Below are 16,113 nucleotides of genomic sequence, written 5' to 3'. Positions count from 1 at the left end.
GATCTGATCCGCGGCTGCACCTCTTTTTGCTGTCTGGGAGAAGTGTGAATTCTCCTGTGTTTCAGTGCTTTGCAAAACTACCGAATCGAGCTGGGGCCGGCTGGTCCAAATCCCTCAGGAGTTGGCGACTTTGGGGAGCGGGCTGTCGAGGTGATCGGCGGCGACGAGACGGCCGTCGAGGAACGAGAGCACCCAAGTGCTCGCCTTACGGTTGCGTGCAGAGGGCAGTGTTACACCGGCCGTATCAGCCCACCAGCGCATCAAATCGGGGATGACGCCTCCTTGGCTGCAGATCACTGGAGTGCCCTCCAGTGCGGCGATCTGCAGCGCACGTGCCCGAGCGGCGTCGGGATCGGCCTCGTAACCTTCTTCGGTCAGAAGAGGTTCCGTCGAAATCTCGACACCCAATGCCTCCGCCAACGGCATTACGGTGTCGATGCAGCGCGTACGGTCAGCCGCGAAAACCGAATCGGCTCCGAAGATTTTCAGCTGTTCGACCAAGGCGGCGGATTGCTCTTTGCCCTTGGCGTCGAGTGGACGCAAATTGTCGTCGCCCTTGTACCGCTTACGGCTTCCAGCCTTTGCGTGGCGGACGAGTAATACCGTTTTCGTGTCAGGCCGAATGGAAACGAAGCGGCGAAGAATCATTCGATCCATCGGGTAGGAAAGATGATCGGCGACCTCGGCGACCGGAAGCCAATAGAGAACATCTACTTCGTTATTCGGCCCGAAATCTCCGTCTACTGCTTCGGCCGACCAGTATTCGACTCGTTTGAGTTTGCGATGTCCCGGGATCGGGTACGTCACGCCACCGAGGTGCCTTCCGAAACGTCCGGTGATCGAGGTCTCTTCGCGGACCTCGCGAACTGCTGCGGTCAAGAAGGTCTCGCCTGGATCGAGCTTTCCTTTGGGGAATGACCAGTCGTCGTACTTCGGTCGATGTACGACGGCGATCTCGATGGCGGAAGGATCCTGGGGAGCCTTCCGCCACAGAACCGCGCCTGCGGCAAAGATGTTGGCTTTGACCGGCTTGTCGCTCATGGTGTGATCCGAGCCCGTCAAGACCCGCTGGCGGTGCGGCTGCGCATCAACGACTGTTGATGCTCACGTACGTCCTCACCGCGTTCGGGTGCAGCGACCCAACTGCCGTCCGGATGCAGTACCCAGCAGCGAGTTCGCGGATCGAGCGCGGAATCGAAGATGTCACCGAGTTGCTTCGACAGTTTCGGATCCTTGACCTGCACCATGACCTCGACGCGGCGATCGAGGTTGCGGTGCATCATGTCTGCGCTGCCGATCCAGAATTCGTCGGCCGAGCGGAAATGGAACATTCGCGAGTGTTCGAGGAACCGCCCGAGAATGGAACGTACTTCGATGTTTTCGCTGAGGCCCGGAACACCCGGCTTGAGCGCGCAGATTCCGCGGACCACGATCTCGACGGGGATACCGGCCTTGGACGCGCGGTACAACGCGTCGATGACCTGCTCGTCGACCAATGCGTTGGCTTTCAAGCGGATACCGGCATCGCGGCCTGCAAGCTTGTGAGCGATCTCGTTGTCGATCCGCTCGATGATCCCGCGGCGAACCCCGTACGGCGCAACGAGAAGGTTGCGGTAGCTCGTCTTTCGGGAGTATCCGGTCAGCGAGTTGAAGAGGTCGGTGAGGTCAGCACCGATCTCCGGTGCTGCGGTGAGCAATCCGACGTCCTCGTACATGCGCGCGGTCTTCGGGTTGTAGTTGCCGGTGCCGATGTGGCAGTAGCGACGAATTGTCGAACCTTCGCGCCTGACGACGAGGCAGGTCTTGCAGTGAGTCTTGAGACCGACGAGACCGTAGACGACGTGAACGCCGGCCTGCTCGAGTTTGCGTGCCCACTTGATGTTGGCTTGCTCGTCGAAGCGCGCCTTGATCTCGACGAGGGCAACAACTTGCTTGCCGGCCTCGGCGGCGTCGATCAGTGCGTTGACGATGGGGGAGTCGCCCGAAGTTCGGTACAGGGTCTGCTTGATCGCGAGCACCTGCGGGTCGGCCGCGGCCTGTTCGATGAAGCGTTGAACGCTGGTGGAAAACGAGTCGTAAGGGTGGTGGACGAGCACGTCGCCCTCGCGCAGGGTCGAGAACACACTCTTCGGTGTCTCACGCTCGCCGAACGCCGGATGCGTCGCCGGGACGAACGGAGCGTCCTTGAGCGCCGGGCGATCGACGGCGTAAACCTGCCAGAGGCAGGACAAGTCGAGGAGCCCGGAAACCTCGATCACGTCAGCCGGATCGACGTCGAGTTCACGCAGAAGCAGTTCGAGCATGTGCTCGGTCATGTCGTCGGCAACTTCGAGGCGAACGGGCGAACCGAAACGACGACGCGCCAATTCACGTTCGAGTGCCTGCAGCAGATCCTCGTCCCGATCCTCTTCGACCTCGAAATCGGCGTTGCGTGTGATTCGGAAGGCGTGATGTTCGACGATTTCCATTCCGGGGAACAGCACGTCCAGATGAGCCGAAATCAGTTCTTCCATCGGGAGGAACGAATCGATGGTGGACGAAGACGTCGTGCTCTTGACTCGCACGAACCGGCCGACGTTGTCGGGAACCTTGACGCGAGCGAAGTGTTCGCCGCGGGTGACGGAGTCCTTCACTGTCACGGCGAGGTTGAGGCTCAGTCCGCTGATGTAGGGGAACGGGTGGGCGTGATCGACTGCCAACGGCGTCAGTACCGGGAAGACCTGCTCGTGGAAATGCGCCGAGAGCCGGCCGTGATCGTCGGCGCTGAGGTCGGCCCATCGAACAATTGAAATGCCTTCTGCCGCCAGGGCAGGGCGGACCGAGTCGAGAAACACGTGTGCGTGCTTGTCGGCGAGTTCCTGGGTGCGACGCGCAATGAGCGCCAATTGTTCGCGTGGGGAGAGGCCGTCGGCGGACCTGACCGACAGTCCCGTCTCGTCGCGGCGCTTGAGTCCGGCGACCCGGACCATGAAAAATTCGTCGAGATTGGAAGCGAAGATGGCGAGGAACTTTGCGCGTTCGAGCAACGGCAGTGACTCGTCGGCAGCCAATGCGAGAACACGGGCATTGAAATCGAGCCAGCTGAGTTCGCGGTTTAGGTAACGATCCTCGGGAAGTCCGACGAGCAATTCGGGTAGCTCTGCCTTGGTAGCTGCAGGGGGAGCGCCCGGGATGTTGGTGGCGACCGCGACGGCCTGAGATCGCGGCGAGGTGGCCGCGCCGTTCTCGTGCCGGCCGGAGCTGTGGTCTCCGTCCGACTGGTCTTCGGAAATACGGTTTTCGAGTGCTTCGCCATTGCTCACTCGTCGATCATCCCCCACAATCGCGCGGTCCGACAATCGATGAAAGAAAATTCATCGACTGTTCGACGGCGTGGCCTTGAGTCTGGTCAACGAAGCCAATGTCGCGGGGCCTACTCCCAGTGCGCGCACGGTGTCGAGGTCGGCGTGGGTGTCGACGTCGGTGCGCAGTCCCGGCCATTGGCCGTTGAGTGGACGAGCACCTGAATTAGCATGCCCCCGTGCGGATTCCGGACCGAATCGGGGGTCGAGCGCACTCTCGCCACACGCAAACAATGCGGAAGTGCCGGTGCCGTGGTGATCGACGACGACTGAACGTCCACCGCTTCGGGCGGCGGCCACGGCCTCCGTCAGTTCGCTCGGTCGCATCGCGGGCAAGTCGGCTTGCAGCACAACGAGGTCGACCACTCCGCGTTTGGCTCGGATATCGGCGGCCGCTGCACTCAACGCTGCGTTGAGGGTTTCCTCCGCGCGCGGTGAGGCGCCGTTGGTCAGCGAGATGTGGGGAGCTGGATCGGCGTAGACCGTCACGCCGACGGAATACGCAAGAGCGGCAACGGTCGGGTCTGGGGTGACCACCGTGACGGTGTCGATGGCAGAGACGGCGGCAACGGTCGCGAGGGTGTCGTGAAGCATGGCCAACACGAGGTCTGCACGCGCGTCCGCGTCGAGTTCGCCCGCGAGCCGGGACTTGGCCGATCTCAAGGACTTGACGGCCACTATCGCATGCATGGGGCGTTCGATCTCCGTGCGCGCATGCGGTGTCTCCACGACGTGTGGGTACGGGGGTTCCGCGCTGTCCATCCCTCGATCTTGCCAGTCATCACGCTCGGTGTCCGCGGCTGCCCACCGCAGTGCACCACAGGCGATACTCTGTGCAGACGATTTTTCTGGCGGCGACCCGCTTCGCCGGGTAGACGGGGTGAGCGTGTGAGTAAGGCAGCTGTATTGGGCGCAGGTTCGTGGGGAACAGCGTTGGCCAAGGTGATGGCCGAGGCCGGAACCGACGTGACGATGTGGGCCAGGCGTGAAGAGGTCGCGAAGCGCATCGACACCACACACGAGAACAGCGACTATCTGCCAGGCATTGCTTTGCCTTCGTCGATTCGCGCGACCCACCACCACGAGGAGGCAATGGCAGGCGCTGACTTCATCGTGCTGGCGGTTCCCTCGCAGTCGCTACGGGGAAACCTGGAGCAGTGGAAAGGCTCGATCGGACCCGATGCGACTCTGCTGAGTCTGGCCAAGGGAATCGAGACCGGGACGCTCATGCGCATGAGCCAGGTCATCGTGTCGGTGACCGGCGTGGAACCGGGGCGCGTCGCGGTGCTCTCGGGCCCGAATCTTGCACACGAGATCGCCAGCGGGCAGCCAGCGGCCACGGTGATCGCCTGCTCGGATTCCTCGCGTGCCCTCGCTCTCCAGGACGCTTGCGCTACCGGCTATTTCAGGCCGTACACCAACTCCGACGTCATCGGTTGCGAGATCGGTGGCGCGTGCAAGAACGTGATCGCGCTGGCCTGCGGCATGGCCGCCGGTAGTGGATTCGGCGACAACACGGTTGCCAGCATCATCACCCGTGGTCTCGCCGAGACGATTCGGCTCGGTGTCGCGCTCGGCGCCAAGGCGTCGACGCTTGCAGGCTTGGCGGGCGTCGGTGACCTGGTCGCGACCTGCACGTCCGAGTTGTCGCGAAACCGGACGTTCGGAGAGCGACTCGGACGGGGCGGGTCGATGGAATCGGCACAGAAGGCAACCAACGGTCAGGTCGCCGAGGGTGTGAAGTCGTGCACGTCGGTACGCGCACTCGCTGCCGGCTACGACGTGGAGATGCCGTTGACCGACGCGGTCCATCGGGTGTGCCACGAAGGCATGGCCGTCAGCGATGCGATCGGTCAGTTGCTCGGACGCCGGACGAAGCCGGAATGAGTGAAATTAATGTGAGTGATTTCGAGGGTTACGGGGATTCGACGCGCAGTGTGAGCGCCGTTGCGCGCGAACACGCTGCGGGTCAGCCCATGCAGCTGGGTCCGATATTTGCTGCGCCGTACCAACTTTCGGTGGACGAAGGCTCCGAGTCCGATACCTATGCTCGAGCGTCGAACCCGGGTTGGCGCGGACTCGAATCGGCGCTCGCGGCGCTCGAAGGAGCGGACCACGCACTCGTCATGGGGTCGGGGATGTCTGCGATCACCGCGACCTTGCGCAGCGTGCTCGTCGCCGGGGATACCGTCGTCGTGCCCTCGGACGGGTACTACCAGGTGCGGTTGTACGCGAACGAACGGTTGGCGCCGTTGGGAATCACCGTTCGCGAAGTCTCGACCCTGCAGATGGGCGACGCGAGTTTCGGGGAACTGCTCGACGCGTCACCGGGTCGCGTGGTCGTCGTCGCCGAGACGCCGTCCAACCCGGTGCTGGACGTGGTCGACCTTCGCGTGCTCGCCGACGTGTGCCACCGAGCGGGTGCGCTGCTGATCGTCGACAACACGACTGCAACACCGCTGGGGCAGCGCCCGCTCGAATTGGGTGCCGACGTCGTGGTGGCCAGCGGTACCAAGGCACTCAGCGGGCACAGTGACCTCCTGATGGGTTACGTCGCTACTTCCGATGCGGCGGTGAGTCAGCGGATCGAGCGTGAGCGACTTCTTTCGGGAACAGTGCTCGGCCCCTTCGAGACGTGGCTTGCGCACCGGAGTCTCGGCACGGCAGGCCTGCGATTCGGGCGTCAGTGCGACAACGCGCTGGCCCTGGCCGAGATGTTGGCTGGACACAAAGCGGTCCGGTCCGTTCGTTATCCCGGCCTTCGCGGTGACCCGTCCTACACAACGGCATCCGGTCAGATGAAACGATTCGGCGGATTGGTGAGCGTCGAGTTGGATTCGGCTCAAGCATTCCACTCGTTCGTCGAAGCGAGCAATCTCGTCACGGCCGCCACCAGCTTCGGTGGGATCCACACGACGGCGGATCGCCGTGCGCGCTGGGGCGATCCGGTCAGTGCGGGTTTTGTCCGAATCGCTTGTGGCATCGAGGACACCGCCGATCTCCTGGCCGACATCGAGCGCGCGCTCGACGCGTGAGCGGACCACGTCGATGATTTCCGGCCCGGCCCGATCGCGTGCCGAAGTCGATTCGGCGGTACGGTTTGACGCGTGAACAGCAGCCGTACCCGCGTGGCCGTGATCTTCGGTGGCCGGAGCAATGAGCATTCAGTGTCCTGTGTTTCCGCCGGAAGCGTCCTGAGCAACCTCGACCCTGATCGGTACGACGTCGTACCGATCGGCATCACCGTCGACGGTTCCTGGGTCCTCGGGTCGAGCGACCCCAGCTCCCTCGCGATCAGCGGGCGCGCGTTGCCGTCGGTCGACAAAGACGGAACGTCGGTGGTCCTCAGCGCGGACCCCACCCGCGAGGGCGAGGTCATCTCCTTCGACGGCTCCGACGCCGGTGCTGTGCTCGCGTCGGTCGACGTCGTTTTCCCCGTTCTGCATGGGGCTTACGGCGAAGACGGCACCATTCAAGGATTGCTCGAACTTGCCGGGGTTCCGTATGTCGGACCCGGAGTCCTGGCCAGCGCCGCCGGCATGGACAAAGAGTTCACGAAGAAGCTTCTTGCCGCTGAAGGACTTCCCGTCGGAGTGCAGGTCGTGCTTCGGCCGGGAATCGCAACGCTGACCGAAGAGCAGAAGGCGGAGTTGGGCCTTCCCGTGTTCGTGAAGCCCGCTCGTGGAGGCTCGTCTATCGGCATCACCCGGGTGAGCAATTGGGACGGTCTGGACGGGGCGATCGCTCATGCGCGCCTGCACGATCCCAAGGTGATCGTCGAAGGCGCGATCATCGGCCGTGAGGTGGAATGCGGCGTCCTCGAATTCCCGAACGGTGACGTCAAGGCCAGCGTGGTCGCCGAGATCCGGATGCCGGATGCCGACACCGATTCGGACGCGTTTTACGACTTCGACACCAAGTACCTCGACGACGTCTGCGAATTCGACATCCCCGCAAAACTCGACGAGTCGGTGAGCGACCAGATCAGGGAGCTTGCAGTCCGCGCGTTCAAGGCACTCGATTGCCAGGGACTCTCGCGGGTCGATTTCTTCGTCACGGCTGACGGCCCGGTGATCAACGAGATCAACACGATGCCCGGGTTCACTTCCATCTCGATGTATCCAAAGATGTGGAACGCCACCGGAATCGATTACCGCACTTTGATTTCGACACTGGTCGACACCGCCATCGCTCGCGGTACCGGACTTCGCTGATCAGGGAACCGCGACCGGCGCCGGGTCGAGGGGCTTCTGTTCGAGAGTCGCCGTGATGGTGTCGGAGATCTCCTGAATCGGCGTCGGGCCGGTCCCGTCGGGGATCGTGATACCGATGTACTCACCGCGGTCTACGGCAAACCAAGTGCTCGCAGCCAGACCGACGTCGGTTCCCGAGACCTGGAACCATTGGACACCGTTCACAACCTGTAGTGCTGCAGCCTGGTCGAACTCGGTCGGACGGTCGAGCCCGCAGCGCAACACGATCGGCTCACCTTCGCTGCGCTGCCAAGCTGCCGCTCCAGCCGGAGCAGGGTCAACCAACTCGGCTTTCGTGAAGTCGTCGATCTTGTCGGGGAGCGCACCGAGGAGGGAAACGCAGGCCTCCGACTCCGCCGCCGGTGCCGGTACGGGTCCCAGCGCTACCGGCGAGAGTTCAGGGTTGTTTCCCGCGACGACGGCCGCGATCACCACTCCGACGATCAGGGCTACCGGGAGCGCGATGGCGGTGGCGATCAGCGCCGGACTGCGGCGCTCGGACGGATCGTCGTCGCTATCGGGGTCGATGTCGGCGTTGTCTGCGGTGGAGGTGTTTTCTGCCATGCTCAGTTCTTCGCTCGGGTCCTGGTCCAGTCGATCAGCGGTCTCGTCACTTCGCAGGGCACGTCGGTGAATCGGTAGGATTGCCGACACACGCGTGAGCTTGCAGAAGCATTCACGACCACAGCTAGAAGGTACCGCAGGCCGCTTACGAGCGAATTGCGTCGGCATTGGAGACACTCATCGCATCATCGGAGTTCGGGTCAGAGCACACCGTCGAGCAGGTGGGGGAGTTCGACGTGATCGCGCGATCTCTGGTCGGCCGAATCCAACCGGTCACCACCGAACTGGGGCCGGGCGACGATGCCGCGATCGTGACGTCCGGAGACGGCCGTGTGGTTGTCTCGTCCGACATGCTGGTCGAAGGTCGGCATTTCCGAATGGATTGGTCTTCGCCACGCGACATCGGCCGAAAGGCAGTGGCACAGAACGCTGCGGACGTCGTCTCGATGGGAGCGCGGCCGACGGCATTCACCGTGTCTCTGGGATGCCCGCCTTCGACTCCGGTCGACGTGATCGACGCAATCTCCGCGGGAATCTGGGACGCGGCAACTGATCTGGGGGCCGGTGTGGTCGGCGGTGACCTGGTCCAGTCACCGGTAGTCGTGGTGTCGGTGACCGTGCTCGGCGATCTCGGTGGCCGTCCGGCAGTTCTGCGTTCGGGAGCAAAGATCGGTGACAAGATCGCGGTCGCCGGGTTGTTCGGTTGCTCGGCAGCAGGGTTGGCACTACTGCTCGACGAAGCCGAAAGCTTTCCAGACTTGCTTGCCGCTCATCGTGTTCCGAATCCGCCGTATCAATCGGCATGGGACGCCGCAGAATCAGCACATTCCATGACGGACGTATCCGACGGATTGATCGCGGACCTTCGACATCTCGCAGAGGCCTCGCACGTGCGGTTCGACATCGTCTCGGCCGCGGTTCCCACCTCACCCGATGTCGCATCGGCGGCCGAGGCGCTCGACGTCGATCCGCTGGACTGGATCCTCTCCGGTGGTGAAGATCACGGATTTGCAGCAACTTTCGGGCCTGAGGTCGAGATTCCGTCGGGTTGGACTGTGATCGGTGAGGTTGCGGCCGGTTCCGGCGTGAGCGTCGACGGTTCGCTTCGCGAGAGCGGTGGGGGATGGCACAGCTTTTCGCCCACCGGCACCACCGCGGTATAGGTTGCTTTCATGGCTGTATATGCACTTGGAGACAGAGTTCCGGACATTCATCCGGACGCATACGTTCACCCGGACGCAGTGGTGATCGGCGCCGTGACTCTCGCGGCGGGCACCTCGATCTGGCCGCAGGCGGTATTGCGTGGTGACTACGGAACCATTTCGGTGGGAACCGGATCCAACATCCAGGACGGAACTGTCATCCATTGCACCGCCATCGATGCGACTGTCATCGGTTCCGGTTGCGTGGTGGGCCACAACGCGCACATCGAGGGGTCGACCATCGAGGACCACTGCCTGATCGCATCGGGCTCCGTGGTTCTCAACGGAACGGTGATCGGGACGGGGTCGATCGTCGCCGCGGGTGCGGTGGTGGCCAACAAGATGCAGGTTCCCCCGCGCAGCATGGCACTCGGTGTGCCCGCCAAGGTCCGTGCGGGATACGAAGTTCCGCTCGGTCACCTCGACGGAAACGTCAAGATGTACGCAGCCAATGCGGCGTACTACCGCGACGCGTTGCGCAGGCTCGACTGATGGCGCCGCTTGCAGAGATCGTCGATCCAGGGTGGGCGCGGGCACTCGAACCGGTCTCGGAGCAGATCTCCGCGATGGGTAAGTTCTTGCGCGAAGAGATCGCTGCGGGACGGGAGTATCTGCCTGCAGGAGAGAACGTCTTGCGCGCATTCACGAACCCGTTCGACGACGTTCGAGTGCTCATCGTCGGTCAAGATCCCTATCCGACGCCCGGTCATGCTGTCGGGTTGAGCTTTTCGGTTGCCCCGGACGTGCGGCCGGTTCCACGAAGTCTCGGTAATATCTACAAGGAGTATCACCAGGATCTCGGGTTGCCGATACCGCCGAACGGCGATCTGACGCCGTGGTCGAAACAAGGTGTGCTGCTTCTCAATCGCGTACTCACCGTGCAGCCGGGTCAAGCCGCTTCTCATCGTAAGAAGGGCTGGGAGCCGGTGACCGAGCAGGCTATCCGCGCTTTGGTGGCGCGGTCGTCACCGATGGTGGCGATCTTGTGGGGTCGTGACGCGGCCACTCTCGCGCCGATGCTGGGCGACACACCGATCATCGAATCAGCGCACCCGTCACCGCTTTCGGCTTCGCGCGGCTTCTTCGGTTCGCGCCCGTTCAGTCGTGCGAACGAACTCTTGACCGGACTCGGGGCCGACCCGGTCGACTGGAATCTGGGCTGATCGAACTGCGCCTGCACTCACCTGGCATGCCGAACGTCGTGACACGACATTCGGCATGCCAGCTGACTAGGCCTGCTTTGCGGAAGTGAAATCGGGGCGACGCTTGTCGACGAATGCGTCGACACCCTCGCGCCCGATCGGGCTGTTCGCCGCGAGGGCGATGGACGCAGCCTCGGCGTCGAGTTGCTCGGCGAGCGAGTTCGTCCGCGACGAACGCAGCAGTGCTTTGATTCCCGAGTACGACGTACTCGGTCCGTTGGCCAAAGCGCGGGCGAGGCGAGCTGCCTCTTCCTGGACCTCGTCGTCGCCGACGAGTCGGGTGAGGATCCCCAGCCGGACGGCTTCGTCGCCACCGATCACCGAATCGTTGAGAAGAATCTCGCGAGCGCGTGCCACGCCGACGATGCGTGGGAGTGTCCACGACATTCCGCCGTCCGGGGTGAAACCGATGGAGGGGTACGCGGGGCGGAGCTTGGTGCCGGTGCCGCCGATTGCGACGTCGGCGAGGCAGACCAGGCTCATTCCGGCGCCGGCAGCCCATCCGTGGACCCCGGCCACCACTGGAGCGGTCGCGGCGTCGAGCGCGCGAACGAACACGTGGAAGACACGGGCAACCTCGGCGACGTACTCGCCGCGGTCAGGGGCTGCGGCGAACGCACGGACGTTGCCGCCGGCACAGAAGTTTGCGCCTTCGCCGACCAGAAGGATGCTCCCGATGTCGTTTCCGACTGTCTCGAGCGCCTGCGCGCCCTGAACCAGTCCTTCGTCGTCGAGGGAGGTGCCGTTGGCGGCGGTGGAAATGGTGATGCGGAGTACGCCCTCGTCGAGGGTCACTTTGCTCAGGTCATCGGTGGAAGTCACTCAACGCACATTACGGGTGTCGGACAGCCATACGAAACACGGGGACACATAGATACAGCCACATAGAAACAGCTCTGCCCCCGTCACCGAAGTGACGGGGGCAGAGCCTGCAATAGTTTGTGCTCGGGCAATCAGCCCCGAGCGACCTTGCCTGCCTTCAGGCAGGAGGTGCACACGTTGACCTTACGGGTGTTACCCGGGGCAACCTCGGTACGAACAGACTGAATGTTCGGGTTCCAGCGACGATTGGTACGCCGGTGCGAGTGCGAGACCGACTTACCGAAGCCGGGCCCCTTGGCGCATACGTCGCAGACGGCAGCCATAGTCGCGAACTCCTTGTTAGAAATGAATATTGAAGTGGTTACCCTACACGGTAGGGCAGCCAGAATTACAATCCGAATATACTCGACTTCGAACCGATCCTTGACCGCTCACTGTGCAGCCGAACGTGAAAACAGTCAATCAGCAACAAACAAAGTGCAGCATTATTTCGTGTAGCCCGTTCGAGGCAACCGTGTAAGAGTAACCGCTTCCGGCCCGAATGGCCAAACCGCCCGGTAATGACGGTTGCGCAGAAGCGTCGGACTACCCTCGACTGCACCGATCACCGATCTCTTTTTCATCGTCAGTCTTTCCATCGTCTGTCTGTCCATCGTGGAGGGGAACCGTCAGTGGGGGAAGTGCAACGCGTCGCCGAAGAAGCGGAATCCGTCGCGGACGGACATCTGCTGCGGCGCTGGGCCCGTCGGGCGGTCGACAGCCTCCAGAAACGTCGCGGTGAGATCAACAGCCTCAACGTCTTTCCCATCCCTGATTCGGATACCGGCACCAACCTGTTGTTCACGATGCGGGCCGCGCTCGATTCCGCCGAGACGATCGAGGACGACGTCCGCAGTGCCGGCCGCGTCGCCAACGCGCTGGCTCGGGGCGCGGTGTCCGGTGCACGGGGTAATTCCGGAGTGATCCTCTCCCAGGTGATCCGGGGTATCGCGGAGAGCGTTCAAGGCGAGCACATCGACGGCCGTAGCTTTGCGAACTCACTGACCACGGCGACGGGGCTGGCTTCTCGGGCTGTCTCCGATCTGGTGGAAGGCACCATCGTCACGGTTCTGCGCGCGTCGGGTGAGGCAGCGCAGGAGTGCGTCGACACCAAGACGCCGAGCGGCGAGGATCTTGCTTCCGTGGTTGCCGCCGCTGCCGATGCGGCTGCGATCGCGCTGAACAAGACCCCGGAGCAACTGGACGTTCTGGCGTCGGCCGGGGTGGTCGATGCCGGGGGATTCGGTCTGGTTCTGATCCTCGACGCTTTTGTCGAGGTGGTGACCGGGAAGTCGCAGGTTCGCGAGGATCTGGGGACGCCGGACCCGAGGTCGAGCGCAGTTGTCGACGTCAGCGCATTCGATCACGATTGGGCTCACAAGAGCCCGATCGAATGTGGTGATCACTCGGAACAGGATTTCGAGGTCATGTACCTCGTCGACGACTCGGACGACGATCGCATGACGGCGCTGCGCACGCGGCTGTCCGTCCTCGGAGATTCGACGGTCATCGTCAGCGACGGCTTCGGTGGCTGGTCGGTGCACGTGCATTGCTGCGATGCCGGTGCAGCCGTCGAAGCCGGCCTCGAAGCCGGGAAGGTCCACGGTATTCGCATCAGCAGTTTTCTCGTCGACGAACGCGACCAGTTGGTGGCACGGGCGGAGAGGCGATTCCCGGGTGCCGGTGCCCGCGGCGTTCTGGCCGTCGTCGCCGGTGAGAGTGCGGCGGCGTTGTTCGAGAGTGAGGGTGCGACGGTTCTTCGGTGCGACGACGCGCCGGTGACACGTGCGCAACTGCTCGGCCGCATTCGTCAGATGGAGCGAAGTGAAGTTCTGGTGCTGCCGAACGGAGCCTTGACGGCTCAGGAACTGGTCGCAGTCAGTGCCGCTGCACGCGATCCGCTTCACCAGGTTCTGCTGCTGTCGACATCGTCGATGGTTCAGGGCTTGGCCGCACTTGCCGTTCACGACGCTCAACGCAACGTCGCCGACGACGGCTTCACGATGTCCGAGGCGGCGGCTGCGACGCGCTGGGGATCATTGCGAATTGCGGTCGAGCGTTCGCTGACGTACGTCGGGACGTGTGATCCGGGTGACGCGATCGGTCTGATGGGGCACGAGGTGGTGCTCATCGGTCCCGACGTCGCGGAGTCGAGTGCGCGACTGGTCGACCTCGCGCTCGGATCCGGTGGCGAACTCGTGACCCTACTCATGGGCGCCGACGCGCCGGACGCCCTGGCCGGGCAGCTCGAGGCGCACGTCATCGCGCACCATCCGGGCGTCGACGTGCTCGTCTATCAGGGTGATCAGCCGGGTGACCTGTTCCAGTTGGGTGTGGAGTGATCGAACCGGGTCTGTCGGTGACTACTGATATACGAACACATGTGCTTACCGCGACACTGTGCTGGAGGAACTGATGGCGACGCTCGCCGACCCACTCGATCGGCTGCTGGGAAAGAAGACCGCGGACGCGCTCGACGAGGCATTCGAGATTCGGACGGTCGAGGACCTGCTGCGTCACTACCCACACCGGTACGCGTCGGCAGGCAAGGAACTTGCCGAGAAGGAGCCGCCCGAAGGTGAGCACATCACCATCATCGCGCGGGTGGCGTCGGCGGCGGTCGTGAAGATGAAGAACCGTCCGGGGCAGATGTTGCGAGTATCGCTCGCGACTGATTCGCAGACCGTCGACGTCACGTTCTTCAACCCGCAGAAGGTGCGGCACGTCATCAAGCCCGGCGTGCGCGCGATGTTCTCCGGGACGGTGAAGTACTTCCGCGGCAAGTGGTCTCTCACCCACCCGAGCTACCTGATCCTCCCGGAACCTCGTGTCGGCGAGGAGGATTCGGTAGTTCCGCTTGCATCCATCAAGGGGGCCGGTGACCTTGCCGGTCTGGCTCGCGCAAACCAGGATCCCGGCGCCGAACTCGATCTGTCCGTCTTCGACCGCGCATTGATCCCGCTGTACCCGGCGACCCGCGAGGTCGAGAGCTGGACCATCATGCGGTGCGTGCGGCAAGTGCTCGATCAACTCGATCCGATCGAGGAGCCGTTGCCCGCCGAGACTCGGGCCGAGCACGGATTCATCGGTTTGGACGAGGCACTGCGCACCGTTCACCTCCCGGATACCAAGGAGGACATCGAACGATCTCAGGATCGTCTGCGTTTCGACGAGGCGCTGTCTCTGCAGTTGGTCCTCGCGATGCGTCGTCACGACAATTCCGAGCGTGTGGCGCCGGCCTGCGCTCCGGTTGCCGGCGGGATCGCGGACCAGTTCGAGGAGATGCTCCCGTTCACTCTGACGGAGGGACAGCAAGCAGTCGCGGAGGAGATCTCCAGCGATCTCGCTCGCCCACACCCGATGAGCAGGCTTCTTCAGGGCGAGGTCGGGTCAGGCAAGACCATCGTGGCTCTGCGCGCGATGTTGCAGGTCGTCGACGCCGGTTATCAGTGCGCGTTGCTCGCACCGACCGAGGTCCTGGCAAATCAGCACGCGCGATCACTGCGCAAGATGATGGGCCCGCTGGCCGCAGGCGGTGAACTCGGTTCGGCCGAACATTCCACCCGTATCGCCCTTCTGACCGGCTCGCTGCCGGTCGCTGCGAAGCGCGCAGCGCTGCTCGAAGCCGTGACCGGCGACGCCGGGATCGTCATCGGTACCCATGCGCTCATCCAGGACAACGTGGAGTTCTTCAACCTCGGCATGGTTGTCGTCGACGAGCAGCACCGCTTCGGCGTCGAGCAACGTGATCAGTTGCGATCACGTGCCCGTGAAGGTCTGAGTCCGCATCTGCTGGTGATGACGGCAACGCCGATTCCGCGAACCATCGCCATGACGGTGCTCGGCGACCTCGAGGTCTCGACTCTGCGGGAACTACCGCGCGGGCGAACCCCGATCAAGAGCAGCGTCGTGCCCGCGAAGCAGAAGCCGCAGTGGGTGGATCGCGCATGGGAACGAATCCGTGAGGACGTTGCCGCTGGTCGTCAGGCGTATGTCGTGTGCTCACGCATCGGCGACGGTGAGCAGGGTGCCGGTGAGGACCAGTTCACCGAGGAGAAGCAGCCCGAGACCAAGTCGGCAGTCGACGTCTTCGAAGAGCTGTCGAGTGGCCCGCTGGCTGATCTGCGAGTCGGGTTGCTGCACGGTCGACTGCCTTCCGACGAAAAAGACGTCGTGATGAGCGCGTTCAACGTCGGTGACATCGACGTCCTCGTCTGTACGACTGTCGTCGAAGTCGGTGTGGACGTTCCGAATGCGACGGTGATGGTGATCGTCGACGCCGAGCGGTTCGGCGTCAGTCAGCTCCATCAGCTGCGCGGACGAGTCGGTCGAGGCAAGCACCAGGGGCTGTGCATCCTCGTCACCGGAAGCAATCCCGGCGGACCGGCGTACGAGCGGCTCTCGGCGGTGGCAGCGACCAACGACGGGTTCGAACTGGCGCAACTCGACCTCGCGACCAGACGTGAAGGAGACATTCTCGGTGCGGCGCAGTCGGGCACAACCTCGAATCTGCGGCTGCTTTCCCTCATGGCTCACGGAGACATCCTCGAGTCCGCCAGGGAGTTCGCTCAGGGAATTGTCGACTCCGATCCGTCGCTCGAGGATCATCCCGCCCTCGCTTCCATGGTGACCGCTGCCCTGGACTCCGACCGGATCGAGTACCTCGAGAAGTCGTGACAGGTATGACGAC

14 protein-coding genes are annotated in these 16,113 nt (G+C 63.3%); 8 read left to right on the top strand and 6 right to left on the bottom strand.

The features are described from left to right. Window positions 1-114: 114 nt before the first annotated feature. The 3 genes from AC1DVN_RS22935 to cofC are packed head-to-tail and all read right to left on the bottom strand — an operon-like array spanning window position 115 to window position 4,103. A complete protein-coding gene (locus tag AC1DVN_RS22935; protein ID WP_019747939.1) occupies window positions 115-1,041 on the bottom strand; it encodes a bifunctional NUDIX hydrolase/histidine phosphatase family protein in 927 nt (308 codons plus the stop codon). Window positions 1,042-1,058: 17 nt separating this feature from the next. Then, the gene (locus tag AC1DVN_RS22930) at window positions 1,059-3,302 is read right to left on the bottom strand and encodes an RNA degradosome polyphosphate kinase (protein WP_003942685.1); all 2,244 of its coding nucleotides are present in this window, start codon (window positions 3,300-3,302) and stop codon (window positions 1,059-1,061) included. Between the two features lie 51 nt (window positions 3,303-3,353). Beyond that, complete coding sequence (cofC, locus tag AC1DVN_RS22925) at window positions 3,354-4,103, bottom strand: 2-phospho-L-lactate guanylyltransferase (protein WP_024487353.1); 750 nt, start codon at window positions 4,101-4,103, stop codon at window positions 3,354-3,356. 126 nt (window positions 4,104-4,229) lie between these two features. Here cofC and AC1DVN_RS22920 point away from each other — a divergent pair, with 126 nt between their 5' ends. The 3 genes from AC1DVN_RS22920 (at window position 4,230) to AC1DVN_RS22910 (ending at window position 7,555) form a co-directional block, all read left to right on the top strand. Continuing rightward, window positions 4,230-5,228: an NAD(P)H-dependent glycerol-3-phosphate dehydrogenase gene (locus AC1DVN_RS22920; protein WP_019747941.1), complete on the top strand. Its 999-nt coding sequence runs from the start codon at window positions 4,230-4,232 to the stop codon at window positions 5,226-5,228. Next, window positions 5,225-6,376, top strand: coding sequence for a cystathionine gamma-lyase (locus tag AC1DVN_RS22915; protein ID WP_060938661.1), 1,152 nt, complete (start codon window positions 5,225-5,227; stop codon window positions 6,374-6,376). The genes AC1DVN_RS22920 and AC1DVN_RS22915 overlap by 4 nt, the downstream gene beginning before the upstream one ends. Before the next feature lie 72 nt (window positions 6,377-6,448). Beyond that, window positions 6,449-7,555, top strand: a complete 1,107-nt coding sequence (locus tag AC1DVN_RS22910; RefSeq protein ID WP_020907268.1) for a D-alanine--D-alanine ligase family protein — start codon at window positions 6,449-6,451, stop codon at window positions 7,553-7,555. Here AC1DVN_RS22910 and AC1DVN_RS22905 read toward each other — a convergent pair whose 3' ends face one another. Then, the gene (locus AC1DVN_RS22905; RefSeq protein WP_078377411.1) at window positions 7,556-8,248 is read right to left on the bottom strand and encodes a DUF3515 domain-containing protein; all 693 of its coding nucleotides are present in this window, start codon (window positions 8,246-8,248) and stop codon (window positions 7,556-7,558) included. It abuts the gene before it with no gap. A gap of 89 nt (window positions 8,249-8,337) precedes the next feature. Between AC1DVN_RS22905 and AC1DVN_RS22900 the strand changes: the two genes are divergently transcribed. The 3 genes from AC1DVN_RS22900 to AC1DVN_RS22890 are packed head-to-tail and all read left to right on the top strand — an operon-like array spanning window position 8,338 to window position 10,523. Then, entirely contained in the window at window positions 8,338-9,321 is a 984-nt protein-coding gene (locus AC1DVN_RS22900; RefSeq protein WP_283309325.1) for a thiamine-phosphate kinase, read from the top strand. Between the two features lie 9 nt (window positions 9,322-9,330). Next, window positions 9,331-9,852, top strand: coding sequence for a gamma carbonic anhydrase family protein (locus AC1DVN_RS22895; RefSeq protein WP_020969320.1), 522 nt, complete (start codon window positions 9,331-9,333; stop codon window positions 9,850-9,852). After that, window positions 9,852-10,523: a uracil-DNA glycosylase gene (locus AC1DVN_RS22890; protein WP_020907272.1), complete on the top strand. Its 672-nt coding sequence runs from the start codon at window positions 9,852-9,854 to the stop codon at window positions 10,521-10,523. Before AC1DVN_RS22895 ends, AC1DVN_RS22890 begins: the two co-directional genes overlap by 1 nt. Window positions 10,524-10,589: 66 nt before the next feature. On the opposite strand, the gene AC1DVN_RS22885 is transcribed toward AC1DVN_RS22890, so the two are convergent. Then, window positions 10,590-11,384 carry an enoyl-CoA hydratase-related protein gene (locus AC1DVN_RS22885; protein ID WP_477994244.1) on the bottom strand — a complete coding sequence of 265 codons (795 nt, stop codon included), beginning with the start codon at window positions 11,382-11,384 and terminating at the stop codon, window positions 10,590-10,592. Between the two features lie 131 nt (window positions 11,385-11,515). After that, window positions 11,516-11,707 carry a 50S ribosomal protein L28 gene (gene rpmB / locus AC1DVN_RS22880; RefSeq protein ID WP_003942669.1) on the bottom strand — a complete coding sequence of 64 codons (192 nt, stop codon included), beginning with the start codon at window positions 11,705-11,707 and terminating at the stop codon, window positions 11,516-11,518. 348 nt (window positions 11,708-12,055) lie between these two features. Here rpmB and AC1DVN_RS22875 point away from each other — a divergent pair, with 348 nt between their 5' ends. After that, a complete protein-coding gene (locus AC1DVN_RS22875; RefSeq protein ID WP_020969321.1) occupies window positions 12,056-13,765 on the top strand; it encodes a DAK2 domain-containing protein in 1,710 nt (569 codons plus the stop codon). Between the two features lie 73 nt (window positions 13,766-13,838). Continuing rightward, window positions 13,839-16,100 (top strand): ATP-dependent DNA helicase RecG, encoded by a 2,262-nt coding sequence (recG, locus tag AC1DVN_RS22870; RefSeq protein ID WP_029255116.1) that lies wholly within the window; start codon window positions 13,839-13,841, stop codon window positions 16,098-16,100. Window positions 16,101-16,113 lie beyond the last annotated feature (13 nt).

This window comes from Rhodococcus sp. P4_E4, assembly GCF_056401575.1.
Note: the sequence above shows the minus strand (reverse complement) of the source record. Positions and strands in the feature narration are given on the sequence as shown.